20 protein-coding genes are annotated in these 25,240 nt (G+C 69.9%); 9 read left to right on the top strand and 11 right to left on the bottom strand.

Going from position 1 to position 25,240, the window contains the following annotated elements; all coding sequences use genetic code 11:
- Positions 1-153: 153 nt before the first annotated feature.
- The 3 genes from ACWEKR_RS25085 to ACWEKR_RS25075 form a co-directional block, all read right to left on the bottom strand.
- A complete protein-coding gene (locus ACWEKR_RS25085) occupies positions 154-1,761 on the bottom strand; it encodes a hypothetical protein (protein ID WP_452356546.1) in 1,608 nt (535 codons plus the stop codon).
- Positions 1,748-2,881, bottom strand: a complete 1,134-nt coding sequence (locus ACWEKR_RS25080) for a hypothetical protein (protein ID WP_452356545.1) — start codon at positions 2,879-2,881, stop codon at positions 1,748-1,750. The genes ACWEKR_RS25085 and ACWEKR_RS25080 overlap by 14 nt, the downstream gene beginning before the upstream one ends.
- 66 nt (positions 2,882-2,947) lie before the next feature.
- Positions 2,948-3,730 (bottom strand): SDR family oxidoreductase, encoded by a 783-nt coding sequence (locus ACWEKR_RS25075; protein ID WP_452356544.1) that lies wholly within the window; start codon positions 3,728-3,730, stop codon positions 2,948-2,950.
- Between the two features lie 151 nt (positions 3,731-3,881).
- Here ACWEKR_RS25075 and ACWEKR_RS25070 point away from each other — a divergent pair, with 151 nt between their 5' ends.
- Genes ACWEKR_RS25070 through ACWEKR_RS25055 form a run of 4 tightly spaced genes read left to right on the top strand, consistent with a single transcriptional unit; the run spans position 3,882 to position 9,833 of the window.
- Positions 3,882-5,228: a lipase family protein gene (locus tag ACWEKR_RS25070; RefSeq protein ID WP_452356543.1), complete on the top strand. Its 1,347-nt coding sequence runs from the start codon at positions 3,882-3,884 to the stop codon at positions 5,226-5,228.
- 59 nt (positions 5,229-5,287) lie between these two features.
- The gene (gene trmB, locus ACWEKR_RS25065; RefSeq protein WP_452356542.1) at positions 5,288-6,100 is read left to right on the top strand and encodes a tRNA (guanosine(46)-N7)-methyltransferase TrmB; all 813 of its coding nucleotides are present in this window, start codon (positions 5,288-5,290) and stop codon (positions 6,098-6,100) included.
- A complete protein-coding gene (locus ACWEKR_RS25060; RefSeq protein ID WP_084488352.1) occupies positions 6,097-6,825 on the top strand; it encodes an NYN domain-containing protein in 729 nt (242 codons plus the stop codon). Before trmB ends, ACWEKR_RS25060 begins: the two co-directional genes overlap by 4 nt.
- Complete coding sequence (locus tag ACWEKR_RS25055) at positions 6,825-9,833, top strand: MMPL family transporter (protein ID WP_452356541.1); 3,009 nt, start codon at positions 6,825-6,827, stop codon at positions 9,831-9,833. Before ACWEKR_RS25060 ends, ACWEKR_RS25055 begins: the two co-directional genes overlap by 1 nt.
- A 147-nt stretch (positions 9,834-9,980) precedes the next feature.
- On the opposite strand, the gene ACWEKR_RS25050 is transcribed toward ACWEKR_RS25055, so the two are convergent.
- The gene (locus ACWEKR_RS25050; RefSeq protein WP_452356540.1) at positions 9,981-11,591 is read right to left on the bottom strand and encodes a DUF2339 domain-containing protein; all 1,611 of its coding nucleotides are present in this window, start codon (positions 11,589-11,591) and stop codon (positions 9,981-9,983) included.
- 1,115 nt (positions 11,592-12,706) lie between these two features.
- Positions 12,707-13,174, bottom strand: a complete 468-nt coding sequence (locus ACWEKR_RS25045) for a hypothetical protein (protein ID WP_452356539.1) — start codon at positions 13,172-13,174, stop codon at positions 12,707-12,709.
- A 357-nt stretch (positions 13,175-13,531) separates the two neighbouring features.
- Between ACWEKR_RS25045 and ACWEKR_RS25040 the strand changes: the two genes are divergently transcribed.
- The gene (locus tag ACWEKR_RS25040) at positions 13,532-14,722 is read left to right on the top strand and encodes a helix-turn-helix domain-containing protein (protein ID WP_195084430.1); all 1,191 of its coding nucleotides are present in this window, start codon (positions 13,532-13,534) and stop codon (positions 14,720-14,722) included.
- Here ACWEKR_RS25040 and ACWEKR_RS25035 read toward each other — a convergent pair.
- The gene (locus ACWEKR_RS25035; RefSeq protein ID WP_195084431.1) at positions 14,719-15,087 is read right to left on the bottom strand and encodes a MerR family transcriptional regulator; all 369 of its coding nucleotides are present in this window, start codon (positions 15,085-15,087) and stop codon (positions 14,719-14,721) included. The two genes, ACWEKR_RS25040 and ACWEKR_RS25035, sit on opposite strands and share 4 nt — an antisense overlap.
- Before the next feature lie 65 nt (positions 15,088-15,152).
- On the opposite strand from ACWEKR_RS25035, the gene ACWEKR_RS25030 reads away from it, so the two are divergent.
- Positions 15,153-16,265 carry an alkene reductase gene (locus ACWEKR_RS25030; RefSeq protein WP_452356538.1) on the top strand — a complete coding sequence of 371 codons (1,113 nt, stop codon included), beginning with the start codon at positions 15,153-15,155 and terminating at the stop codon, positions 16,263-16,265.
- Between the two features lie 9 nt (positions 16,266-16,274).
- On the opposite strand, the gene ACWEKR_RS25025 is transcribed toward ACWEKR_RS25030, so the two are convergent.
- The 4 genes from ACWEKR_RS25025 to ACWEKR_RS25010 all read right to left on the bottom strand — a co-directional run bounded on the left by ACWEKR_RS25025 (position 16,275) and on the right by ACWEKR_RS25010 (position 20,149).
- On the bottom strand, positions 16,275-16,910 hold the full coding sequence (locus ACWEKR_RS25025) for a DUF1707 SHOCT-like domain-containing protein (protein ID WP_452356610.1): 636 nt from the start codon (positions 16,908-16,910) through the stop codon (positions 16,275-16,277).
- Between the two features lie 120 nt (positions 16,911-17,030).
- The gene (locus ACWEKR_RS25020) at positions 17,031-17,696 is read right to left on the bottom strand and encodes a response regulator (protein ID WP_195084433.1); all 666 of its coding nucleotides are present in this window, start codon (positions 17,694-17,696) and stop codon (positions 17,031-17,033) included.
- Between the two features lie 19 nt (positions 17,697-17,715).
- Entirely contained in the window at positions 17,716-18,909 is a 1,194-nt protein-coding gene (macS, locus tag ACWEKR_RS25015) for a MacS family sensor histidine kinase (protein ID WP_452356537.1), read from the bottom strand.
- Complete coding sequence (locus ACWEKR_RS25010) at positions 18,869-20,149, bottom strand: AI-2E family transporter (protein ID WP_452356609.1); 1,281 nt, start codon at positions 20,147-20,149, stop codon at positions 18,869-18,871. The genes macS and ACWEKR_RS25010 overlap by 41 nt, the downstream gene beginning before the upstream one ends.
- A 143-nt stretch (positions 20,150-20,292) precedes the next feature.
- Between ACWEKR_RS25010 and ACWEKR_RS25005 the strand changes: the two genes are divergently transcribed.
- The 3 genes from ACWEKR_RS25005 to ACWEKR_RS24995 are packed head-to-tail and all read left to right on the top strand — an operon-like array spanning position 20,293 to position 23,343.
- Complete coding sequence (locus ACWEKR_RS25005) at positions 20,293-21,813, top strand: adenylate/guanylate cyclase domain-containing protein (protein ID WP_195084527.1); 1,521 nt, start codon at positions 20,293-20,295, stop codon at positions 21,811-21,813.
- A 4-nt stretch (positions 21,814-21,817) separates the two neighbouring features.
- On the top strand, positions 21,818-22,906 hold the full coding sequence (locus tag ACWEKR_RS25000; RefSeq protein WP_452356536.1) for a lysylphosphatidylglycerol synthase transmembrane domain-containing protein: 1,089 nt from the start codon (positions 21,818-21,820) through the stop codon (positions 22,904-22,906).
- A 38-nt stretch (positions 22,907-22,944) separates the two neighbouring features.
- Positions 22,945-23,343 carry a DUF3054 domain-containing protein gene (locus ACWEKR_RS24995; RefSeq protein WP_452356535.1) on the top strand — a complete coding sequence of 133 codons (399 nt, stop codon included), beginning with the start codon at positions 22,945-22,947 and terminating at the stop codon, positions 23,341-23,343.
- On the opposite strand, the gene ACWEKR_RS24990 is transcribed toward ACWEKR_RS24995, so the two are convergent.
- Positions 23,314-24,993 (bottom strand): NTF2-like N-terminal transpeptidase domain-containing protein, encoded by a 1,680-nt coding sequence (locus ACWEKR_RS24990; protein WP_228829310.1) that lies wholly within the window; start codon positions 24,991-24,993, stop codon positions 23,314-23,316. The two genes, ACWEKR_RS24995 and ACWEKR_RS24990, sit on opposite strands and share 30 nt — an antisense overlap.
- Positions 24,994-25,240 lie beyond the last annotated feature (247 nt).

Here is a 25,240-nt window from a genome sequence, read left to right as displayed (position 1 = left end):
GCGAATGCACCGAGCGCCACCGTTGGCGGGAAGGCGCCCGCTCCGACCGGTCGAACACGCACCCACCGAGGGCGGCAGATCAGGACTTAGCGGACGCCCAAGTTCCTGAATAGAGGTTAACGCGATGTGACGGCCGGTACGGTATCGGGTTCCTCACTGTGTACCCAATCGGTCGTTCGTTTCAACAGGGAGGATCCACCGATCGAGGATCGTGATGTCGCGCTCGCACGCGGCGAGCTGCCCCGGCTGTTCGGCCGCGATCCGGCGCAAATCGGCCTCCAACCGGGCCACCCGGCGATCCGTCTCGACCATTCGCGCGGTGCTTGCTTGAACCACATGATCGGCCAAAACGGTCTCCGCTTCCACGAGCGCGGTCACCACACGTTGCTCGAGCTGTGCTTTTACGTTGACCAGCGCGTCGGCGACCCATTGCCGGATGTGCGCTCGATCGGCCAGCTGGCGTCGGGCGCGCACCACCCACGCCGCCGCACCCCCGCCGAGCAGCAGCGTTACCGGCACGGTCGCGACGTCGAGGGCGGGGACGAGGGAGAACGGAGCAACCAGCAAGCGACCGAGGCCGACACCGGCCGACGCGCCGAGCGCGATCATAAGGTGATCTTCGACACCCCGATGGCGCGGCTCCGGATCGGGGCCGACCCGAGGAGCCGGGTCGCGCCGTCGCGTCGGCGCACCGCGATCTCCGCTCTCGATCCGGGCGCTCAGATCGGCGATGCGTTCGTCGATGACATGGTCGAGAGCACCGGTCAGTTCGGTGACGGACTGCTGGAGCCGGGCCGGATAGCCGGCGAGACCGGCGGGGCGCAGCCGGTCCAGATCGGCACGCACGGCAGTGTGCAGCGCCCGGATGCTCGCTCCGATCTCGGTCATCAGATCCACCCGGGCCAGGTGCAGCTGCCCGCGCAAGGTGGACATGGCGGTCGCTCGTCCGCCGTCGCGTCCGGCCAGCAGGACGGCGCGTTCCTCGCGCAGCCGCGCCGGTTCGGCGCCGGAGCGCAGCGTCGCCACCTGCTCGGCCACCCGCTGGCGGGTATCGGCCAGCACCCGTGCGGTGACCGCGCCCGGCCGGTCACCGCCCGCGGCGGCGGCCGCGGTGAGCTGCGCGTGCAGCGCCCCGACACCCGAGCGATCGAGCAGTCCGGCGTCGCCCGCGGTGCGCGCCGCGGCCGCGAGCCGCGCCGAGACCGGCACGATGTCCAGGTCGCCCGCCCCGTGCGCGGCGAGCAACTCCAGGTCGCGCTCCCGCACCGCCCGCCAGTCCTGGTAGGCGTGGACGCCGTTCATGGCGAGCAGCAGGCGGGTGCCGTCCGCGCGTAACCGGCCGATCACGCCCAATAGGTCCGCGCCGATGATGGTGCCCGCGTCGAGCAGGATCAACGCCACCGCGGGCGGGGCCGCACCGGCGGGCGCGGTGGCCGTTACCCCCGCGCCCGCGTCCGCGGGCGGCTCGGACAGCGTGACGCGCGGTTCGAACCGGGCCAGCTCGGTGCGCAACAAGGTCGTGTTCACGTCGGCGGGGCCGATCACCACGACGGCACCCGCGCCGCCGGAGCCGTGCACCGCGCGCAGCAGCGCCATGCCCTGCGGATTCCACCGCTCCACCACGGCCGCGAGCTCGGGCGTCAGCGCGGTCGCGGCACGTCCGGATGCACCGTCGGCGGACGAGTCCCCCGCACGCGCCGGGGCATCCGCCTCGGGCGGCCTACTCGCCGTCGCCGATTCCGGAGGTTCAGAGACCGGCACTGCTCATCCGTTCCCATAGTCGGACGTATCCGTTGTGCACGCGCAACGCGGCGCGGCGGGCGGCAGGAGGCATATCGCTGGCGACGACGGCGCGCCAGCGGGTCGCGCGGGCGAGCGCGTCGTCGGCGTCGGTGGGCGCCGGGGCGGCATACCCCGCGGCGAGGTGGGCCACCTCCGGCCCCGCGAGACCCGCGCAGAGGCCGAGCCAGACGGCATCGTCGCCGTAGAGATAGGACTCCAGCAGGTCGCGCGCGCGGCCGCCCTCCTCGGGGACCGCGCGGGCGGCCAGTCGAGCAAGCTCGTCGAGCAGTTCGCCGCCGCGCAACGCGGACACCTGCTCGTAGCGGCGGTGCAACAACTGGTGCAGCGCGTCGATGCCGCTGGCCGCGTGCAGGATCTGCAGCAGCGCCTGGGGAGCGAGGTCCGGATCGTGGCGCAGGGCCGTGCACGCGCAGGCCACGCCGTAGAGGTCCCAGCGCCGCAGCAGCTGTTCGCGCTCGGCGGCGTCCGGTCCCGGCGCGAGGAACAGGTCGGGCGCGAGGACCAGCGCGGGGTCGGCGTCGGCGGCGAGCTTGCGCAGCAGCTCCAGATCGGCGCCGCTCAACGCGCCCGACCTGGTGCGCACGGCCAGTGACGCGACCACCGGAACCACGGGTATCCGCAGCTCACGGCCGTACTGCTGGGCCGCGGCCACGGCATCACCCCAGCGGGAGCCGATCGCGTCGGCTTTGTTCAGCACCGCGATCGCGCGCTGCGGCGGCAGCGTGGCCAGCACCCTGCGGTCGGCGGGTGTCGGCGCGGCCGACAACACGTACACGACGATGTCGGCGTCGAGTTCGGGGTCGGGCGCTCCGGGCCGGTCCACCGGATCGGTCTCCACCGCCGACATGAGCGCGAGCGCGTGCAGCACCGTGGAGCGGCCCGCGTGCGCGCGCCCGGTCACCTGGATGCGCGGCGGTTTGCGCCAAGCGGTGACGGCGGCGGCCGCGGCGTACCCGATCTGCGGATCACGCCCCGTGCCGAAGCGCAGCTCGGCGAGCAGCTTGTCGAGCTGATCATGGGCGGATGTGGGAACGCCGCGCTCCCGCACCGGCCCGTCGGAATCCGTGGCTGTCGGCATGCTGCCCACCCCCTTGTACGGTGCGCAATTCTGTCAGAAGTCCGCTCCCTGGGCAGGCGCGACCGCTCAGCTGCCGCTGAAGTACTTGTTCGCGGTGCGCACGGCCCAGTTCGGCGCGTATTTCGCCACCGTCGCCAGCACCTTCGCCTGCGCGCCGATCTCGTAGTGCACCTTCGGCAGCCGCGCGCGCTTGCGGGTGGCCTCCCAGATTCCGGCGGCGACGTCGTCGGCGGTCAGCCGCACTCCCAGCGACTTCGTCGTCCCGGTCGTCACCCCGTCCACCATGGCCGTGGCCACGAACAACGGCCAGATCGCGAGCACCCGGATGTCGTAGCGCTCCCACTCCAGGTCCAGCGCCTCGGTGAGGCTCTTCACCGCCGCCTTGGTGGCGCCGTAAGTCGCGAGTTCGGCTTGGCCGTAGATCGCCGACGCCGAGCACAGGTTGACCACCTGGGCGCCCGGGGTGTCGCGCAGGTAGCGGAAGGCGCTGTGCGTTCCGGTGAGCACGCCGACCAGGTTCACCTCGACGATCGCCCGATGGGCGGCGAGTTCGATCGCGTCGAACGGCCCGGCGCGCAGGATGCCCGCGTTGTTGACCAGGATGTCCAGCCGTCCGGTCGCGGCATGGAACTCCGCGAGGCGCTCCACCCATTGAGTGGCGTTGGTCACATCGAGCACCCCGGTGTGAACGACGCCACCCGCAGCTGTGATATCACCGGAAAGCCTGGTCAGCCCGACTTCGTCGATGTCGTAAGCCCCGACCTGGTACCCCTGCGCAGCGAAAAGCAAGGCCGTGGCCCGGCCGATACCAGCCGCCGCGCCGGTGATGAATACTGTCGGTCTGCTCATGCCCGGGAAGTCTAGTGCCGGGAATGACGTGTACTCCGGGGTTCCCAGACGCCCGCCGGTCACTTACCCTGCTGAAGTGGTCGGCACCATACCCGGTGCGCAACTTGAACTTTCGCATGCGGCAACCGACCTCGACGATGAGGAGGTTGCGATGACCGCGAATGTCATCGGCGCTGTCGACCCGGAACCGGCCTGTCCCGCGGCCCGCAAGCCTTTGCTGCCCAGCACGGACCCGTTCCATCGACCGCCCAAAGGGTTCGCGGCCAAAGCGCCCGGCACCATCCTGCGCAGCAGGAAAATCGAGGTAGCGCTGTTCGGGATTGTGCCGCAGCAGGTCTCGGCCTGGCAGCTACTGTACCGCAGCTGTGATCTGCACGGGGCGCCGGAAGCGGCGATCACCACGGTCCTGCTGCCGGTCGACGCGGAACCCGACGAAGATCGCCCACTGCTGGCCTTCCAGACCGCGATGGACGCGGTCACGGAGAAATGCTCCCCGTCCTACGCCCTGCGGCACGGCGCGCGGGCCCTCGGCTCGATCACCCAGCTCGAATGGCTGCTGGTCGCGAACGCGCTGCGGCGCGGCTGGGCGGTAACCATCGCCGACCACGAGGGCCCGCACGGGAACTTCGGCGCGCCGCGTGAGCCCGGCTACCGCGCGCTCGACGGCATCCGCGCCGCCCTGCGCTTCGGCCCGCTCGGCCTCGGCCCGCAGACCCGCGTCGCGGTATGGGGCTACTCCGGCGGCGGTATGGCCAGCTCCTGGACGGTCGAGATGGCGCCGACCTATGCCCCGGAGCTCGACATCGTGGGCGCGGTGCTCGGCGCCCCGGTCGGCGACCCGCGCCAGGTCTTCGACCGGCTCAACGGCACCTCCTACGCCGGCCTGCCCGCCATCGTCATCGCCGCCCTGCGGAGGCTGTATCCCGCGTTGAGCTCGCTGATCGATGACCAACTGAGCCCGGAAGGCCACCGATTCGTCGTCCGCGCGGAGAACGCGACCCCCGTGGGCGCCATCCTCGGGCTGGCCGGCAAGAAAGTGGACGACTTCCTCGACCGCCCGCTCGCGGAGGTGCTCGACACCCCCGAGTTGCGGGCCATGTTCGACGACCTGCGGCTGGGCAACACGACGCCCGCCTGCCCGCTGCTGGTGGTGCAACCGATCCACGATCAGGTCATCCACATCGAGGGGATCGACGGCCAGGTGTCGCGCTACCGCCGCGGCGGCGCCGCGGTGACCTACGTCCGCGACCGGCTCAGCGAGCACTTCTCCCTGCTGCCGCTGTCCACGCCGATCAGCCTGGACTGGCTGGCCGACCGGTTCGCCGGGCAACCGGTGAGCGACGTCGGCGACCGCACCGTCTGGTCGGTCGCGGCCTCGCCCTCGGGCGTGCGTGGCCTGCTGGAGATGGCGGTGACGGCGGCCAAGGTCGCGCTGGGCAGACCACTGCGCCAGGAACGTCCGACGGTGGCCGCAGTCGCGCCCGCGCGCGCCGCCTGACCTCCTGCTCAGCGGTGCGCGCCCAACCGCTTGCCGCGCTGATCGCCGGATGCTGGACAATGGACGCCGTGAACGACGCCGCGAACCATACTGCCGAGTCAGTTCCGGGCCCGCCGTCCACAGCTTCGGCTCCGGCCGAGGGCGGGCCCCGGCACAAGACCGGCTCCCGCCTGTACCCACGAGTCACCAGCTTCCGGTCGCGCAGGGGAGCGCTGACCGCGACCCAGCAGCAATCCTGGGACCGGATGTGGCCGTCGATCGGCCGCGAGGTCGCCGACGAGCCGCTCGACGCGGCCGCCTGGTTCGGCCGCGACGCGCCGCTGGTGATCGAGATCGGCTGCGGCACGGGCACCGCGACGGCCGCCATGGCGCAGGCCGAACCGCACCTGAACCTGATCGGCATCGAGGTCTATCAGCCCGGCCTCGCGCAACTGGTGCAGCGCATCGAACGCGAGGCGATCGGGAACATCCGGCTGCTGCGCGGCGACGCGGTCGACGTGCTGGAAAACATGATTGCCGAAGAGTCGCTAACCGGTGTCCGCGTGTTCTTTCCGGACCCGTGGCCGAAGGCGCGCCACCACAAGCGGCGGCTGCTGCAGCCCGCGACGGTCGCGCTGATCGCCAGCCGCCTGAAGCCGGGCGGCGTACTGCACGTCGCCACCGACCATGCCGGCTACGCCGAGCACATCCATGCGGTCGGTATGGCGGAGCCCCTGCTCAGCGGATTGAACGAGGCCACGGGCGGCGTCAGTGCCGACCATCGCGCCACCGCGCCGATCGGTTTCGAGCGTCCCGTCACGAAATTCGAAGGCAAGGCACATCGCGCCGGTAGCGCCATCACCGAGCTCATATGGGGGAAGATCGACCGATGAGCGTCAGTGAGATGGCCCACGAAGTGGTCGATGTTGCCGGGGAGGTGCACGGAAGCGGAGCGGAAGGCCTGGGCAGCGCGGGGCCGGACGTGCGCCGCGTCCTGTTGGTGTGGGACGCCCCGAACCTCGACATGGGCCTCGGCGCCATCCTGGGCGGTCGGCCGACCGCCGCCTACCGCCCGCGGTTCGACGCGCTCGGCCGCTGGCTGCTGGCCCGGACCGCCGAACTGTCGGTGGGCGCGGTGCATCGCGTGGAACCCGAGGCCACCGTCTTCACCAACATCGCGCCGGGCACCGCCGACGTCGTGCGGCCCTGGGTGGAGGCGCTGCGCAACGTCGGCTACGCGGTCTTCGCCAAACCCAAGATCGACGAGGACTCCGACGTCGACGCCGACATGCTCGCGCACATCGCCCTGCGCAGTCGCGGCGCCGGCCTGGCGGGCATCATGGTCGCCTCGGCCGACGGCCAGGCGTTCCGCGAACCGCTGGAGGAACTCGCCGCCAAAGGAGTGCCGGTTCAGGTACTCGGCTTCCGCGAGCACGCGAGTTGGGCCGTCACATCCGATACTCTCGAATTCATCGACCTCGAGGACATTCCGGGCGTGTTCCGTGAACCCCTGCCCCGGGTGAGCCTCGACTCGTTGCCCGACGAGGGTGCCTGGCTGCAGCCGTTCCGGCCGCTGTCGGCACTGCTCACCTCTCGCCCCGCCCAAGGAGTCGCTTAGTGTTCACACGCTGGGGCGATCTGGTATACCGGCTGCGTTTCGCCGTCATCGGCGTGGTCGTGGCCGGTCTTCTGGCTCTCGGTGGCTACGGCCTCGGGTTGGAGGACCACCTCAGCTCCAGCGGGTGGGATGACCCGACATCGGAGTCGGCGCGCGCGGCGCGAATCAAAGACGGAGCCTTCGAACGGGATCACAACTCCGACGTCATCGTGTTGTACACGGCGCCGGAGGGCAAGACCATCGATGATCCGGAATTCAGCGGCAAGATCGTCGCGAATCTGGCGAGTCTGCCTCGCGAGCATCCGGACGAGATCACCAAGGTCAACGGCATCTACTGGCGCAACGACGCGAATATCCCGGTTCAGGCTTCCGTTTTCGGCTCCAAAGACAAGAAGTACGCCTTCGCCTCCATCGCCATCAAGGGCGACAACGACACCGACATGGTGCGCAACTACCGGAAGGTGAAGAACGTCTTCTTCATCCCCGGTGTGGATGTGCAGGTGACCGGCCTGCAAGCGGTGGCGGGCACGCTGAACGACACCATGGCCGACGACCAGAAGCGCATGGAGATCCTGGCCATTCCGGCGGTGGCCCTGCTGCTCTTCTTCATCTTCGGCGGTATCGTCGCCGCCGGATTGCCCTTGATCGTCGGTGGCCTCACCGTGGTCGGCGCGTGGGGCATCGTCCGCTTCATCACCGAGTTCACCGAGGTGAATTCGTTCGTCTCGCCGGTCGTCTCGATGATCGGCCTCGGCCTGGCCATCGACTACGGCCTGTTCATCGTGAGCCGATTCCGCGAGGAACTCGCCGAGGGTTACAACACCAGAGCGGCCGTCCGCAGATCGGTGATGACCGCGGGCCGCACCGTGGTGTTCTCCGCCACGATGATCGTCGCCAGCCTCGGCGGCATGCTGCTGTTCCCACAGGGTTTCTTGAAATCGGTCGCCTACGGCGCCATCGCGACGGTCTCGCTGGCGGCGCTGACCTCGATCACCGTCCTGCCCGCCATGCTGGCGGTGCTCGGTAAGCGCGTCGACATGCTCGGGCTCAAGCGGTTCCGCAAGACGAAGACCGCCGACGAAGTGGAAAGCGGCTTCTGGGGCCAGTCCACCCGCTGGGTGATGAAGCATCCGCTCAAGATCGCGATTCCGCTGTGCATCGTTCTGCTGCTGCTGATCATCCCGGTCAAGAACCTCAGTTTCGGCGGCATCAACGAGCGGTATCTGCCGCCGGACAATCCGACTCGTCTGGCGCAGATGGAATTCGACAAGGTCTTTCCGCTGCGCAAATCGGACCCGATCGAACTGGTTTTCGTGGTCGACGATCCGAGCCTCGCCCCCCAGGTCGGCAAGGTGGTCAAAGAGGCGAGCAAAGCCCCTGGACTAGCGGGCGAATTCGATTACCCGCCGCGCACGGCCCCTAAAGACAAGACCATCTACAACACCTCCGTCACGTTGATCAATTCGGAGGACGCCGAACCGACCATCGATTATCTCCGATCGCTGGAATTACCCGACGGCGTCACCATGCTCGTAGGCGGTCAGCCGACCATCCAGAAGGACAGCATCGACGCGCTGCTGGCCCGGATGCCCCTGATGATCGCGCTCGTGTTGTTCGTGACGACGCTGCTGATGTTCCTGACCTTCGGCTCGCTGGTGCTGCCGATCAAGGCCGCACTGATGAGCGCCCTCGGTCTCGGGTCCACGCTCGGCATTCTCACCTGGATCTTCATCGACGGCCACGGCGCCGGGCTGTTGAATTTCACTCCGCAACCGATCATGTCACCGGTCTTGGTGCTGATCATCGCGATCATCTACGGTCTGTCGACCGACTACGAAGTCTTCCTGATGTCGCGCATGGTCGAGGCGCGCGCCCAGGGCGCGAGCACCACCGAGGCCGTCCGGATCGGCACCGCGCAGACCGGCCGGATCATCACCGCCGCCGCGCTGATCCTGCTCGTCGTCACCGGAGCGTTCGCCTTCTCCGACCTGGTGATGATGCAGTACATCGCCTACGGCATGATCGCGGCGCTGTTCATCGACGCCACCGTGCTGCGCATGCTGCTCGTCCCGGCCACCATGAAACTCCTCGGCGACGACTGCTGGTGGGCCCCGGCCTGGATGAAGAAGGTGCAGGAGAAGGTCGGGCTCGGCGAGCCGATCCTCGACGACGAGCGGGTCGGCGGGAGCGATGTCGTCGACCTGGTCAAGACCACGCCGATCACCGACCCGGTGACCATGCAGATCCCCGCGGTGGCCGACGCCAACAAGCTGCCGCGCAGGCGCAAACCGCGCACGGTCGCCGAGATCGAGGCCGAAGCGCCGACCAGGCGGCTGGACCGGGTCCCGCCGTCATCCGCGGCGCAGGCGACGCCCGCGCCGCCGCCGCTCGATCCGGGCAGGCAGCGACCGGAACCGCCGCGCAATTCCACACCCCCGCAGGGCGAACCGATTCGCCCGCGGCGGATCTCGCAGGTCCCGAACGACCCTCGCTCGGCACCCGATCAGGCAGAACAGCGGCCGCCGGCGCCGCCCGCGAACCCGGGGCCGCGACCGGCGCCGCCCACCGGTCTGTCCCAGGACCGGAACGCGCCGTATGCCGGTGTGCCGTCGGTGATCCTTCCCGAGCCGAGCCCGCGGCCCGCCGTCTCGCCGATCACGCCGCCCGCTCCGCGTCCGACGCGGGCACCGGAACCTCGCCCGCTCGCCGGCATCACGCGGGACCCGACCGTCGACCTCGCACAGCAGCCCCATGCTGCGCGGCACCTGCCGCCCGAGGCTCCGGACGCATCCGAAGGTCCCGCGCATCGCGCCCCCGAACCCGAGGCCCCCGCGGAGCCGTACAACGGTCCCGACACCACCAACCGCAGCAGCATCGAGAGTTGGATGGCCGAACTGCGCTCCTCCCGCCGCCACATCGGCAGGGTCCCCGAGGAGGGCAGGCACCACGGCGGTGACGGCCGCACGGTGAGTGTCAACGAACTGCTGCGCCGCCGCGAACGCGAATGAGCCGTAGCCGCTGAGCTATGGGAGAGCCGCTGCGCCCGTCGGGCACAGCGGCTTTCTTCTCCTCAGGACACGCTGTGTGGTACCGCTGACCAGGTCTGCGAAGGCAAGCCCGATCGGCCGCGCAGCACCCCGCTGATGAGTACCAGCTCAGCCGTCGGCGTCGATCTTTCGCTCAGCCGCTTCCCCAGCGTCATCGCGGTTTCCGTCAGAGCCGGCGCCCGCGTCGGCGAAGGCGCGGGCATAGCGGGTTCCAGCCAAGAGCAGCAGGATGCCGACGATCAGGAACGCCGCGACGCGGACCAAGCCGTCCAGGGTGGCCAGGTCGAAGAGGAACAGTTTCGCCAATGCGGCTGCGGTGACCAGGAGACCGGAGCCGAGCGCGAGTTTGGCGACCGCGGGTGCGTCGGCGAGTTCGCGCAGTCCGAACAGCAGTGCGCCGGTCGCGGCCGCCATCCAGAGGATGGTCGCGGCGCTGTGGCCGAGGAGGAACCCGTTCGGCGTGCCGATCGCGACGCCGATCGAGACCGTCGCCGTGGTGACCGCGTAGAGTCCCGCGACGCTCGCGGCGATCCACGGCCACGCACTGCCCCCGGCGAGGCCGGGCAGTCGCCGCGCGCACCAGAGCGCCGCGGCCACCACACCGAGGGCCAGTACCGCCCCGAGCACGCTCGCCACACCGAGGCTCGCCTCCGAGCGATGCTGCGAAGCGAGGATTTCGGGGCTCGCGACGTTCAGCAACGCGAAGCCGCCGAGCACCGCGAAGGCCGTGCCCAGGCCCGCCGCCGGGCGCGACCTCCGCTGGCCCGCCACGCCGAGGAAGGCCAACGCCACCAGGAACAAGGCTGTGGGCAGCGTCCGCGTCTCGGTCGCGCCGACGCACGCCTCGAGCAGCGCGACCGAGCCGGCGAGGGCAGCCACGAGCGCGGTATGCCCCGGAATTCGCAGGAGCGCATTCAGTTTCGGCACCAAGGTCACCGCAGCGACGAGCAAGAGCACCGTCGCGATGATCGACGCCACCGACACGGTGACGACTCGTTGCTCGTACATCCCCGCGGCGACCAGGATCGGCACGAGCGCCGCCGCCATCGTCGACGAGGCGGTGAGATCGGCGGCCCGGCGCCGGACGACGACGATCGTCCCGGCGACTCCGACCAGCGCGACCGCCGCGGCGGCCGCGAGAACCCAGGCGCGCTCCGCGGCCGCGGGCGTACCGAGCGCCGCCCCCGCGACGAACGCGAGCGTCGCCAGTACGGCCGGCAATGTCCGTGCCACGTGCAGATACGGCCAGTTTTTGGCCAATTGCACCGGTACGCAGGCGAACTGCAACACGATCAAGAACGCGAGGAGCACCGGCCGCGTGGTCAGCACCGGAGACAGCACCGCCGCGGCGAGCACGACCAGCACCGCCAAAGGCTGTGCCCGCCATTGCATCGCCAGCCCGACGCCCGCGGCGGCGACACCGAAGGCGACGGCGAGCCCGAACACCGGGTGCAGCCAGTGGTAGACGACCGTCACCGCGACGACGTCGAGGTAAGCACCCGCGATACCGGTGACGGCCAGCGCGATACCACCGACCCGTCCGCCGGTCCGCTGGAAGACCCGCACGCCCGCGCCCACGAGCGCGACCGAGAACACCGCACCGGCAACCACTCTCGGTACCGGCCCGAAGAACCCCGCCTGTGCGGCCAGGACCAGCAGCATCGCGACGCCGATCAACGTCACCGCGACACCGGCCAGCGCCAGGATCCGGCTGATCACGCCGTCGCGCTGCCACCACGGCGTGTGCGGCGCCGGTGGCCTCGCGGGCGGTGGTACGGGAGGACGAGGCGGCATCGGCCCCTGCGCGTTCGGCGGCCACGGAGCGCCACCCCACGCGCCGCCGGGCGGCGGGGCGAAACGCGGAACATACGCGGGCTGCGGAGGGGGAACCGGCATACCGGCCGTCGGCGCGTGGCCCGGCCAGGGCGGCATCACCGGTGGGCCCGCATCGGACGGGACGCGCGCCGATCCCGCGTGTACCTCGCCGATGTTCCCGTGGGACGCACCGGACTCACTCGCATAGGAACGGCCGCCCACGGACGCATCGGCTCCACCCGGCGGCACCGCGACAGGACCACCGGGCGCATCGGATGCCGCTGCACCGGGAACTCCGAGTGCCTGGCCGTCGCTTCCGCCTGGCACCGAGGGCCGCGATACCGAACCGCTCACCTCCCCGGCCGCCAACTTGCGCGCTGCCCCGGTCCCGGGCACACCCGGCGCGCCAGACGCCCACTCACGAGCAGCATCCCTCCCGGGTAGACCTGGCGCGCCGGACACTGACCCGGTCCCCTCCGCACCCGGCACGCCGGCCTCCCACCCGCGAGCAGCGCCCGTCTCGGACACACCCAGCGCACCAGACGCCCACCCGCGAGCCGCATCGCTCCCCGACACACCTGGCGCACCGGATACCGGCCCATACGCTGCCTCGGTGCCAGGCGCACCCGATACGCGCGCGCGAGTCGGATCAGCCCCGGGCGCAGCAGCCCTGCCGGACACCGGCTCGCTCGCTCCCCCAGGCACGCGCGCACTCGGTGTCCCGGATGCGCCGGAATCCCCCTGGACGCCGGTTGTCTCCGCGGTGACCTGCTCACGCAGCAGATCCAGATCCCGTCCGAGCACGCCCAGCTGTGTTCCCAAGGTGGTGAACTCGCCGGAGAGCCGCGCGAGCAGCGCCGGATCGATGGAGGTAGTCATGACTTCATGCTGGTTTCCGCGCCGCGCGCGGGCATGAGTAGTTACCCCTGGTAGACGGACGGGTTCTACCCGGCTTCCGACCAGCCGGCCCGACCGGCCCGCACCCGGGCAGTCGGATGCGGACCGGTCGCGCCAGGTGGTCAGTGCGCGCGGAGTCCGACCACCTCGTGCACAGCGTCGATCACCGCGCCGCGCGGCGGCATGCGCAGGACACCCGGCGCCGGTTCGCCCGCCCAATGCCAGCCGAGCGTCGAATCGGAGCTGGGAAGCAGCACGATGCGACCGCCGGGGATCACGGTGACCCCGTGCCCGGCGAGGCAGCGCCGGACCGGGACCTCCACCGGCCGGGCCGGGCTCGGGGGCGTGACGAGAAAGGTCCATGAGCGTTCGCCCGGGTCGGCGATCACGGGGGCGGTGTGCTGGCGGTTCAACGGAGCCAGAACTTTCCGGCCCAGTTCCGGCGGCATGACGATGGCCCCGATGATGGAGCCGGTGGTGATGATCGGGCGTCCGGCGAGCAGCTGGACCGGAAGCCCGTAGGTATGCCGCAGCAGATGTGCGACTTCATGGGGTGTATGACAGCCCTCGAACATCGCTCTACTCCGCATCATGAGAGCCGAATCCGGTCATAGCGGCAGACTTTCGGCATAGCAACTCGCGCTGGTCGCGCATCCGTGTTCCGGTGTTCGCGGGCCGTGCGCTGACGCGGTGTTCCGATCGAATCGCGCTGCGGCGCGCCGGTCGCGTGATCTGTGCACCAGGCCGCCGCGCGCGATCGGCGCGCCCGGCCTGCACGGTGGTATTCGGCATGATTTTCATTGCCGCCGCCCTTTGCAGTCAAAGTTGCAGAAAGGCAACGGTATTCCAACCAGCAGCGAACGAGTCGTACGCAATGTCCCACTCCGGTAGTCGCGGATAACATAGCGTCGTACTCTGAAACCCAGATTTAACAAAAGGACTTGGGTATGGACGACTCGTCGATCGGAGTTCGGATCCGCCAGTTCCGCGGGAAGGCGCTCACGCAGCGCCAGCTCGCCGATCAGGCGGGTGTCAGTGTGGATCTGGTGCGCAAACTCGAGCAGGGCGGCCGTCAGACCGCATCCATCGCCAGCTTGCAGAAGCTCGCCCGGGCCCTGGACGTGGACATCGCCGACCTGATCGGCAAGCGCCAGGGCGTGCCGTCCGCCGATCCGGACGCGGGCATCGTGGCCATCCGCCGCGCCTTGACGCCGGTCGACGACCTGCTGGGCGAAACCGAGGAGGAGGCGGCGGTCAGTCTCGACGACGGCCGTCGCTCGGTCGAATACGCCTGGGGCGCCTATTGGTCCGGTCGCTACGAACTGCTTACCTCGATCCTGCCGCCCGGATTGACCCAGCTCCGCGCCACCGTGCACGCCGCGCACAACGGTTCGGTCGCGCCCGCCAACGAGTTGCTGGCCCGGATGTACTGGGTGACCGGATGCACGCTGGTGCATCTCGGTCAGACCGATCCGGCGTTCCTGGCGATCCGGCAGGCGCTCGCCGCCGCCGAGCTCGGCAACGATCCCCTGCTGCTGGCCACCATCCGCGGATCGGTGGCCTGGCAGTTGCTGGTGCAGGGCCGCTACGACGAGTCCCGCGGCGTCGCGCTGAACGCGGCCGCGGCTCTGGAGCCCTCCGGCGACGTCACACCGATGCACCTGTCCGCCTACGGCTCACTGGTGTTGCAGGGCGCGACCGCGGCGGGCCGGGCGCAGGACGTGCCCGACGCGTTGTCCTTGGTGGAGACCGCGAGCGAAGTCGCCCTGCGGATCGGCGCGGATCGGCAGGACTACGAGACGTATTTCGGCCCGTCGCAGGTCGTCATGCAGACGGTCGACGTCAACGTCTCCTCGGAGCGTTACCCGGAGGCGCTGGCCGCCGCCAAGGCCATGCCTGCCAACGGCAGTCTCCCGCAAACGTCCCGGGCCCGGCACCTCGCCGACACGGCTGTCGCGCTGACCCGCACCGGCAGGCATCAGCGCGCGCTGGATGCCTTGCTCACCGCCGAACGGGTGGGCGGCGCGGACTGGCTGAAATACCAGACGCTGCCCCGGCATATCGTGTCCGAACTGCTCGACCACGATCGGAAGGTGCCGCTGCGTGCGTTCGCCCGCCGGATCGGGGTCAACACCTAGGCCGACGACCGCTCGTCGGCTCGTTCGATCACCTCGTCCAGCACCTCGCGCGAGCGCATGAGATCGTCGATGGTCCGGGTGATCCGCTCCCGCTCGGTCTGCAGCTCGGCGACCAGCGCCGGGGTGGCGTACTCGTTGGGGCCGCCGTCCGCGTCGCGCATGCAGGGCAGGATGCGGGCGATCTTCTTGCTGGTGAGTCCCGCCGCGAGCAACTCCTGGATGTGGATGACCCGGTCCACCGCCCGTTCCGGATAGTCTCGATGACCTCCGGGCGTGCGATCGGAGGCCAGCATGCCTTGCTGCTCGTAGTACCGCAGCGACCGTTCACTCACGCCGGTGCGCTCGGCGAGCTCCCCGATTCGCATCCGCCACCTGGCCTTTCCCGTTCCGGCTTGAATCTCACATCAGTGTCAAGTTTTACCGTATCAACATGACGGACGCAGCGGATCCCGCCCTCTTCCAGCCCGTGGCCCTCGGCTCCCTGGTACTGCCGCACCGTCTCGTGATGGCGCCGATGACCCGCAATCGCGCCGCGGCCGACGGCACGCCGTCCCCGCTCATGGCTACCTACTACGCCCAGCGCGCGAGCGCGGGCTTGATCATCGCCGAGGCGACCACACCGAACCGGGTGGGCCAGACCTACGCGAACATCCCCGGCATCTACACCGACGCGCATATCGCGGGGTGGCATGCGGTGACCGACGCCGTCTCGGCGGCGGGCGGGCGTATGTTCCTGCAACTCCAGCACGGTGGCCGGGTCGGCCATCCGGACAACAGCGGCCTGACCCCGATGGCGCCCTCGCCGATTCCGCTACCGGAACCCATCCACACGCCCAGCGGCGCGCAGGATGCCGTTGTGCCGCTGGAGATGTCCACCGCCGATATCGAAGCCACCGTCGCCGATTTCGTCTCCGCCGCCCGAAACGCCATCGCGGCCGGCTTCGCCGGGGTGGAGGTGCACAGCGCGAACGGTTATCTGCTGCATCAATTCCTCGCGCAGAACGCCAATCAGCGCACCGATTCCTACGGCGGGACCGTGACCAACCGCATCCGCTTCACCCTGGAAGTGGTCGAGGCGGTCGCCGACGCGATCGGCGCCGAGCGCGTCGGGGTGCGCATCTCCCCCGGAGTTTCCGTCAACGGCGTCGACGAGGGCGACACCGAGGACATCTATCCCGCACTCGTCTCGGCGCTGGCGGGCAGGGGACTCGCCTACCTGCACTACGTCTTCGCCGACCCGGATCAGCCGCTGTTCCGGCGGATTCGGGCGCTGTGGCCGGGCGTCCTGATCGCCAACCCGAATCTGGGCTGGGGTGTTCCGCTGCCCGAGGACGGCGGCGGGCATGCCGCGCAGCGCCTGCTCGCCGGTGGCGCGGACATGATCTCGCTGGGGCGTTCCTTCCTGGCCAACCCCGACTTGGTCGAGCGGTTGCGCACGGGCGCGCCGCTGAACCCGGTTCGCGACGCGCACCTCATGTACGTGGGCGGCGCGGAAGGCTACACCGACTACCCGACGCTGGCCGCGGTGCCGACCGCGGCCTGACCCGGCCGCTCAGCGACCGATCAACCGGCGCCACTGCGCGACGAGCGGATGTTTCGCGGTGACCGATCCGAATCGCATCTTGCCGTGCACCACCAGATGCAGAGGCCCCAGCGGCGGCCCGGTGCGCACCTTGTTGTTCACGCTGGAACCGATCAGCTCCAGCCCGTTCAGGTCGACGGTGGCCTCCGCGGGCACGACCAGGGTGATCGAACCGAAGAAGTCGTCGACCCGCAGCTCCACCACTTGGGTCGACATGATCGCCTCGGTGAAGTCCAAGGTGATCCCGGACAGCCAGTTGTTCAGATGCAGCGTGGGCGGCACCTGCCACGAGCCCCGGCGGTTCAACCCGGACATGCGGGAACGGATCACGGCGCCCGTGGCGTTCGAGCCGGGAGCCCGCCTTGGGTAAGCGGGCGAGGAGTTCACGAACGCCGACGGCGGCGCGGCGGGCTGCCCGACCAGGCGGACGCCGGGCAGGTCGATGAGGACGGCGTTCAGTTCGCCGCGTGTCTTGGCGGCCAGTGCGGTGTCCATCCGCTCGGTGAACTCGCCGAGCGAGAGCATCCCGAGGCCGACCGCGCGCTGCAACAGTTGACCGACGTGTTCGCGTTCGGCGTCCGACACGCGCAGTTCCCGATCGCCCACCGCGCCGCCGGAGCCGACCGCGTTCGATACCGATTCGGGCCCGCCCATGCGATCGAGGTTACCGAGCCGTGGGCTACTACCGCATCCGGGCGATCCCTGATTCGGGGGCGCCCACCCGGATCACTCGAGCCCCTGTTCGATGGCGTAGCGGGTCAGCTCGACCCGGTTCGCCAGTTGCAGTTTGCGCAGTGTCGCCTGCACATGGTTCTCCACGGTGCGATGGCTCAGTCCCAGCCGTGTCGCGATCTGCTTGGCGGACAGCCCTTTCGCCACCATCCGCAGGACCTCGGTCTCGCGCTCGGTGAGCGCGGGCCGGTGCGGCTCGTCCGGCTGCGCGGGGGCAGTCGCCATCCGCCGGTACTCGCCGAGCACGAGGCCGGCCAGGCCGGGAGTGAACACCGCTTGACCGGCGGCGGTGGCGCGGACGGCGTCGACGAGTTCGGCCGCCGACGCGCTCTTGACGAGGTAGCCCGTGGCGCCGGCTTTGATCGCGTCGAGCACGTCGTCGCGCTCGGCCGAGGCGGAAAGCACCAGCACCCGGCTCTGCGGAGACACCCGCAGCACCTCGGCGGTGGCCTGCGCGCCGTTGCCGTCGGGCAGCTGCATGTCCATGAGCACCACGTCCGGGCGCACCGCCGCCGCGCGCCTGCCCGCCGCGGCGACACCGTCGGCCGTGGCCGTCACCCGGAATCCGGCCTCGGTGAGGTCGCGGGAGACGCCGTCCCGCCACATCGGGTGGTCGTCCACCACCATCACCGAGATGGATCCATCCGCCCGGTCTGTCATCCGCGCCTCCCGCTTCCGGTCATCTGGGCACCCGGAATTCCCATTCGGTGCCGAACCCGACTCCGCCATCGATCTCGGTGAGCAGGTCCGCGCTGCCGCCGAGGGCGGCGATCCGCCCGACGATCGATCGGGAAACCCCCATGCGCCCTTCGGCTTCCGCCTCGGCCAGCCTGCCGGGCGGGATGCCGACACCATCGTCGCGCACACTGATCACCAGTTCGTCGCCGGTGTCCTCCAGCAACACATATGCGCGAGCATCCGGCCCGGCGTGCAGTTCGACATTGGACAGGGCGGTGGCCACGGCCGAGGCGATCTCGTTCGCCATCCAGCGGCCCACCCGCACCGGATCGCCGGGCGTGGACACCGACACCGTGGGGGTGGATTGCGCCGTCAGCAGCGGACGCAGGTCCACCTCGGCTCCGCCCGCGTCGCGGTGATCGGCCTGCTCGGTGATCAGCACGCGCAGCGCCACCTCCTGCTCACCGGCCCGTAGCGCCAATTCCTCGGTGGGACCGCCGATCTCGCTGCCGCGGCGCTTGATGTAGCTGAGCACTTGCAACACCCCGTCGTGCACCTCGCGGGACAGCCGCTCGCGCTCCTCGGCCGCCGCGGTCAGGCGCACCGCTTGCTCCAACTGGTCCTGTGCGCGGCGCGCGGTGTTGGCGGCCAACCCGAGCGCGAGGCCCACCGAGACGAGCACCGGCACCGTCGCGTCCGTCCACACGTCCTCGCCCCACTGATCGCGCACGGTCAGCGACACCGCGGCGATCAAGGCTCCGGACAGCACGCCCGCGAACGGTCCGCGCAGAATCGCCGCCCCGATCACCGCGTTGGTGGCCCACAGCGTGGTCGGCAGCGTCTGGTGGCCGTGGTACCAGCCGTAATCGGCGACCAGGCGGGTGGCGGCCATCAGCCCGATCACGACCACGTGGTCACCGATCACCACCCAGATGCGCAGCCGGGCCACCTCGGGAAAGTGCCACTGCGACAACATGATCGCCGACGCGCCCGACCACACCGCCATCAGCGCGACGAGCACCCAGCTCAACCGCTGGTTCGTGTAGTACGGCACCGAGGCGATCTGCTGGCCGACCGCGTACAGGAGCGTGACCAACCGCAGCGCCTGCGCGGCCCGCCACAGCGGGGTGGTCGCCACGTCGGCCGAGCGCACCTCAGTCCCGCGCGCTGCCTTCGCCCGCTTGCGCGTCGCCATCGGATCCCGCCTTCCGCTCCGCCGCCCGCTTCGCGGCCGCCTCCATCAGCGTCGCGGCCAGGTCGAACCGGCCGGGATCGGGTCGATCGGCTTCGACCGCGTACAGCCCCCGATGATCGTCGCCGGTCTGCAGCTCCTCGTACAACTCCTCCGGCCCGTCCAGCAGCGACCGGATCGCCGTGTTCATCACCGCGACCAACGGCACGGCCAGCAGACCGCCCGCGATCCCGCCGATCACCACGCCCGCCGTGATGGCCAGCACCACGGCCAGCGGATGGATGCTGACCGCGCGCCCGAGCAGCAGCGGTTGCAGCACATGCCCCTCCAGCTGCATCACCGCGATGATGATGCCGAGCACGATCAACGCGGTGACCAGGCCCTTGGTCACCAGCGCGATGAACACCGCGATGAACCCGGCCAGGAACGCGCCGATGATCGGGATGAACGCGCCGATGAACACCAGCGAGGCCAATGGCAGCGCCAAGGGCACCCCGAGAATGGCCAGCCCGGCGCCGATGCCGATGGCGTCGACCGCGGCGACCACGACGGTCGCGCGGACGAAGCCGACCAGCGTGCCGAACCCGAGCCGCCCGGCGGTGCGGACCCGCTCCCGATGGTCGGTGGGCACGATCCTGGTGACGAACTCCCAGATCTGGTCGCCGCCGTACAGGAAGAAGATCAGGATGAACAGAGTCAGGAATGTGCCGGTCAGCAATTCGCCGATCACGGTGGCGGTGGTGAGCGCCCCGCTGGTCAGGCTGTCCTGATTGGACTGGATCGCCTTGACGGCGGCATCGCCCACGTTGCGGATCTGCTCGTTGCTCAGATGCAGCCTGCCGTTGATCAGCCAGTCCTGGATCTGATGAATGCTGTCGGTGAATTTGTTCGACAGCTCCGGCACACCGGCGACGAACTGTTCCACGACGAAGGTCATGATGCCCGCGACCACACCGATCGAGCCGACCAGCGCGACGAACACCCCCACCCCGCGCGGCACGCCCAACCGCTGCATCCAGTCCACCAGCGGTGCGAGCAGGGCCGCCGCCAGCAGGGCGATGGCGAGCGGAATGACCACCGTCGCCAATTTCTGCACGATCGCCGTGACCGCGATCGCCAGCGCGAACAGCACCAGCAGCCGCCAGCCCCATTCCGCCGACACCCGGACGATCGGGTGCACCGTCTCCGTGGCGGGCCGGGACAGGGTGATTTTCCGCTCTGGACTTGACTTCGCGTCGGTCACCTCCGTGAGCCTAACCGGCTCGGCCGAGCCCTGTCCGCCATCAGCGGCGGCGCGACCGGCGGCCAGCGCCGCGGACATGCCGACATGATCGGAACGCTAGATTGGACCCCGTGTCGGCGCCCTTGGAAGCGGTCAAACAGACCATGCGAACGCGCTGGCCGCTGTACCTGACATCGATGCTGCTGGCGAACGCTTTCGGCGCGGTTCTGGTGTGGGCGTTCATCCAGTACGGGCTACCCGTTCCCGAGGGTGAGGCCTCCGGTGCCAGGCGCACCGGCCTGCTGGTCCCTGCCGTCGTCTTCGTGGCGGGTGGCCTGCTCAGCATGGCCGCGTCCGCGCTGATGCTGCGTCCGGTGATGCGCTGGCAGATGCGCGGCGGCCCGCCGAGCCGCCAAGAGCAGATGGCCGCGCTGCACGCACCGCTGCGCCAGGCGATCCTGCATCTCGCGCTGTGGCTGATCGGCGGCGCCGTGCTGGCCACGCTGATCATCCGGGACACTCCCGCGCTGGCCGGGGCGGTCATCATCACCGAGTGCATGGCCGCGACCATCGTGTTCGGCTTCACCTACATGCTGGGCGAACGCATCCTGCGCCCGGTCGCGGCCCAGGCGCTGACCGAGGGCACCTTCGACCACACCCTCACCCCGGGCGTCGGCACCAGGATGGCGATGACCTGGGGCATGGGCACCTTCGCCCCCACCATCGCCATCGTGCTGCTGTGCGTCACCCAGATCTCCTCGGACGTGAAGTTCTCCGCGCAGTCGCTGGCCATCTCCATCCTGCTGCTGTGCGGCGTGGTGATCATGCAGGCCCTCGCGCTGTCGATGCTCACCGGTTCGAGCATCTCCGACCCGGTGCGCCAGCTCAGCCAGGCCATCGATCGGGTCCAGGCCGGGGCGCGCGACGTGCAGGTCGAGGTCTTCGACGGCAGTGAGATCGGCCTGCTGCAGGTCGGCTTCAACCGGATGATGGAGGAGGCCGCCAAACGCCGCCAGCTTCAGGAACTGTTCGGTCAGCACGTCGGCGAGGAGGTGGCGCAGCGGGCGCTGGACTACGGCACCGAACTCGGCGGCGAGACCCGGTTCGTCGCGGTGCTGTTCGTCGACATGGTCGGCTCCACCGCCGCCGCGGCCGAGCGCCCGCCCACCGAGGTGGTCAGCCTGCTCAACGAGTTCTTCCGCATCGTGGTCGACGTGATCGACCGCCACCACGGCTTCGTCAACAAGTTCGTCGGCGACGCGGCGCTGGCCATCTTCGGCGCGCCGCTGGATCGCCCGGACGCACCGACCGCCGCGCTCGCCGCCGCGCGCGAACTGCGCGAAACCCTGCGGGAAGTGCCCGGTCTCGACATCGGCATCGGCGTCTCGGCCGGTCTGGCCGTCGCGGGCAACATCGGCGCGGCCAACCGCTTCGAATACACGGTGATCGGAGACCCGGTCAACGAGGCATCCCGGCTCACCGAGCTGGCCAAAGAACGTCCCGGCCGGACGCTGGCCTCGGGCAGTGCGCTGTATTTCGCCGAGGAAAGCGAGCAGGACCAGTGGGAAACCGGCGACGAGGTGCAGCTGCGCGGCAGACGCAGGAAAACGCTCCTGGCCTGGCCCCGCGAACGGGCCGACGCGCCCGACGATACCGAGGTCGAAACGGTGCGTTCGTTAGGCTGACCGCGTGACGGCCGACGGGGAACTGGCAGGGGATCCTGCGCCGCCGCCCACGGCGGGTTCCCGCCGTGGCAGATTCCGCTGGCTGAAATGGGTGCTCGGCGCCGCGCTGCTGGCCCTGTTGATCGCCGAGGGCGTGTACCTCTGGCCGCGCCTGCACGAGTCCTGGCAGAAGCTCACCGAGATCCATTGGGGGTGGCTGGCGGCCTCGATCTGGCTGCAAGCGCTGTCGATGAGCGGGTTCGGCAGGGTGCAGAAGCAGCTGCTCAACGCGGGGGGCGTCGCGGTGAGTCAGCGGAAATCCGTTGCGGTGGTCTACGGTGCGACGGCGATGTCGGTCACCTTGCCCGCGGGCCAGGTGTTCTCCACCGCGTTCACCTACCGGCAGACCAGGCGCTGGGGCGCCAGCCCGATCGTCGCCTCCTGGCAGCTGGTCTTCTCCGGTGTGGTCGCCGCCGTGGGCCTGGCCTTGCTCGGCGTCGGCGGCACGCTGCTGGCGGGCGGGCGCGTCGGCCCGTTCAAGTTGATCCTTTCGGTGGCCGCCGTCGTCGCGCTGGTGTTGGCGGGCAATCACGTCTCGCGCCATCCCGGCTCGCTCGAGGCACTGCTGCGCAAGCTGCTCGCGCTGGTCAACCGGCTGCGCAAGCGCCCGCAGGAGTCCGGCGCCGCCAAGATCGAGGACGTGCTCGACCAGCTCGAATCGGTGAAGCTCGGCAAGCGCGACGGTGTATTGGTGGCGCTCTGGGCGCTGATGCACCGTTTCGCCGACGTGGCCTGCCTCGGCGCGGCCTGTTACGCGGTGGGCGCCGATCCCCGCATCGCCGGCCTGCTGCTCGCCTTCGCCGTGGGCAAGGCGGTCGGGTCCATCCCCTTCGCACCCGGCGGCATCGTCTACGTCGACGCCACGCTGATCTACGGCCTCACCGCCGCGGCCGGTCTGCCCGCCGCGCAGGCGGTCGCCGCGGCGTTCGTCTATCGGATGGTGAGCTTCATCCTGGTAGCGATCGCCGGGTGGATCGTCTTCCTGTTCCTGTTCCGCAGGCGGCAGGCCGACGACGCCGAGTTCGAGCGGGAGTTCGAACAGCGGCGGCTGTGACCGCGACCGCACCGGGGTCCGGCGTTACGCTGGCCCGCGTGAGGAAATCGCTGCCGTTCGTGCTCGATGCGCTGCTCGTCGTCGTCTTCTGCGCGATCGGCAGGCGCAGCCACGACGAGGCGGTGCTCGCCGGGCTGCTGCGCACCGTGTGGCCGTTCGCGACGGGATTGGTCGTCGGCTGGCTCGCCGTGGCGGCGCGGCGGTGGCGCGCCGCCGCTGACGCGCGATTCGACATCACCGCCCTGTGGCCCGCCGGGGTCGTGATCTGGGCCTGCACCCTGGTCGGGGGCATGTTGCTGCGCGTGGTCAGCGGTCAGGGCACGGCGGTGAGCTTCGTCCTGGTGGCCGGCGTCGTGCTCGCGGTCTTCCTGCTCGGCTGGCGCGCGGTGTCCGAAGCCGTCCGGCGATCACGGCTCCGGAGTGGCCAGCGCCTGTAGCATTCTGGCCGCCATCCGCGCGGTCGCGTCCTTGCTGTCCACGTCGTTGATGTGGATCGCGAAGACCAGATCGCCCATCGCCCCGATCAGCCACCCGTCCGGGCCCGCGGTCGCGGCGAACGCGTCGACGTCACGGTAGCGGCGCACACTCGCCAGCTCCGGCGCGTTCGAGGCGTCGCGCAGCATCCCGCGCAGCCGGTCGGCGGTTTGCGGCGGGAGCGGATCGAGCCGCGCATCGGTGGCGCTGGGGCGACCCGCCTCGATCATCGGTGGCGGCACCGACCCGCGCACGATCGTCGCCGCCGCGATGGCCATGCCGAACGGGCTGGCCAGCACGGCGTCCGAACCGCCGCCTTGCGATACCTGCTCGGCGCTGCGTCCCGCGACGGCCAAGCGGCCGGTGACCTCGTCGAGGCCGGGCACCTTGAAGTCGATGCCGACGCCGAGCGCGGTCGCCGCCTCGGCCGCGTCCTGCACGGACACCTCCTGCGGCGCCTTGCCTTCGGCCGACGCCGCGACCGCGCGGAACAGCTCCATGGCGCCGCCCACCGGATACAGTCCGGTGAACGCCACCGACCCGTGCTCACTGGCCTGGCTGTTCTGCGCGACCGCCACGACCGCGCCGGTGGACGGCTGGATCGCCACGATGGAGGCCTGGGTGGGCACGCTGACCACCGCGTCCTCGGCGGCACGCTGCAAGCGCTGGTCCATCGTGCCCGCGATGTCCGGTCCCGGCGGACCCTGCTGGCCCGCGAGCTGAGTGATGAACCGTCCGTCCTGCTCGAACAGTTGGACGCCCCATCCGGAATGCGCCTCCTGGCTCTCCTGCTGCACCTTGCGCAGCGCGTCGAGCATCGGCGACCAGACGCGGCGGTCGGCGGAGATCAGCCGGGGCTGCTTCTCCATCACCACGCCGGGAATCGGCGCCATTCGCGGTTCCAGGATCGCGAAGTCACCCTCGCGCAGGTTCACCGCGACGATCGGCTTGCCCTGCGAGGTGGCCAGCTGCTGCATCAGCGCGGGTCCGGTGATCAACGGAGCGACCGGCTCGATGGCCTTGGCCAGCGCGTCGGTGGACGCGATCGGGTCGGGCATCTTGGCGGGATCGAGTTTGACGACGTTGATGACCTGCTCGGTCATCAACGGCGCACCGGCGATGTCGTTGACTCGCGGCGCAGGCGTCGGATAGGTGCGCACCAGTTGCACCCTCCGGTTGTGCGTGAGCTGGGGCATCACGACCGCGGGCTCCCAGGAGATCCGCCAGCCGATGGCCAGCTTGCGCACATTGCCTTCCAGGCTGTAGTTCCAGGTCTTCTTCTCCCCGAAACTCCATTCGACGTCCATGCTGAAGATCGCCGACTCGGCATCGAGACCGATGAACTGGGTCTTGCGGTAGTCGACCTCGGCGCCCTGCAGCCCGGTAAACATTTGCTTGAGGGTTGCTGTGGCCGCCGTGGGGTACGACGTCAGGTCTGCCGCCTTGGTGTAGTCCTGATCGTCGAGCAGATCGGTGAAGCGCTCCACGACCGCTTCGGCTTCGTTCTGCTTCTCATGTATCCCGCACGACCCGATCCCGAGCGCGAGCGCCGCCACCCCCATGAGTGCCATTGCGCCGCGAACACGAAAGCGGCGGGATCCCCACACGTCCATGTCGCCCACTCTTCACTCTTGTCACTCCAGTAACAAGACCACCGTACCCGAAAAAGACCAGACCGCGATGCCTCCGTAGCGCGGACGTTACCCATGCTCAGCATCCCAATTCTGCCCCGGGATCTCGCATCTCGGGGGGCCTTTCATGATCATCGCCCAGCCGGTCGGCGGCAACCGGCGCCGCTACCGTACCGGCCTTCTCGAAAAGTCGCGCGGTTACCGCCGCCCTCGACGTTTTCGAATCAAT

Source organism: Nocardia sp. NPDC004573 (genome assembly GCF_053602135.1).
This window is presented reverse-complemented; position numbering and strand designations above follow the sequence as displayed.

What these genes read in the sequence shown, in the direction of transcription:
- ACWEKR_RS25005 (WP_195084527.1), top strand. Translation starts at nt 20,293, where the DNA reads ATGCGAACGCGCTGGCCGCTGTACCTGACATCGATGCTGCTGGCGAAC.
- ACWEKR_RS24990 (WP_228829310.1), bottom strand. Translation starts at nt 24,993, where the DNA reads ATGGACGTGTGGGGATCCCGCCGCTTTCGTGTTCGCGGCGCAATGGCA.
- trmB (WP_452356542.1), top strand. Translation starts at nt 5,288, where the DNA reads ATGGACGCCGTGAACGACGCCGCGAACCATACTGCCGAGTCAGTTCCG.
- ACWEKR_RS25070 (WP_452356543.1), top strand. Translation starts at nt 3,882, where the DNA reads ATGACCGCGAATGTCATCGGCGCTGTCGACCCGGAACCGGCCTGTCCC.
- ACWEKR_RS25060 (WP_084488352.1), top strand. Translation starts at nt 6,097, where the DNA reads ATGAGCGTCAGTGAGATGGCCCACGAAGTGGTCGATGTTGCCGGGGAG.
- ACWEKR_RS25035 (WP_195084431.1), bottom strand. Translation starts at nt 15,087, where the DNA reads ATGCGAATCGGGGAGCTCGCCGAGCGCACCGGCGTGAGTGAACGGTCG.
- ACWEKR_RS25080 (WP_452356545.1), bottom strand. Translation starts at nt 2,881, where the DNA reads ATGCCGACAGCCACGGATTCCGACGGGCCGGTGCGGGAGCGCGGCGTT.
- ACWEKR_RS25045 (WP_452356539.1), bottom strand. Translation starts at nt 13,174, where the DNA reads ATGCGGAGTAGAGCGATGTTCGAGGGCTGTCATACACCCCATGAAGTC.
- macS (WP_452356537.1), bottom strand. Translation starts at nt 18,909, where the DNA reads ATGGCGACGCGCAAGCGGGCGAAGGCAGCGCGCGGGACTGAGGTGCGC.
- ACWEKR_RS25020 (WP_195084433.1), bottom strand. Translation starts at nt 17,696, where the DNA reads ATGACAGACCGGGCGGATGGATCCATCTCGGTGATGGTGGTGGACGAC.
- ACWEKR_RS25030 (WP_452356538.1), top strand. Translation starts at nt 15,153, where the DNA reads ATGACGGACGCAGCGGATCCCGCCCTCTTCCAGCCCGTGGCCCTCGGC.
- ACWEKR_RS25040 (WP_195084430.1), top strand. Translation starts at nt 13,532, where the DNA reads ATGGACGACTCGTCGATCGGAGTTCGGATCCGCCAGTTCCGCGGGAAG.
- ACWEKR_RS25075 (WP_452356544.1), bottom strand. Translation starts at nt 3,730, where the DNA reads ATGAGCAGACCGACAGTATTCATCACCGGCGCGGCGGCTGGTATCGGC.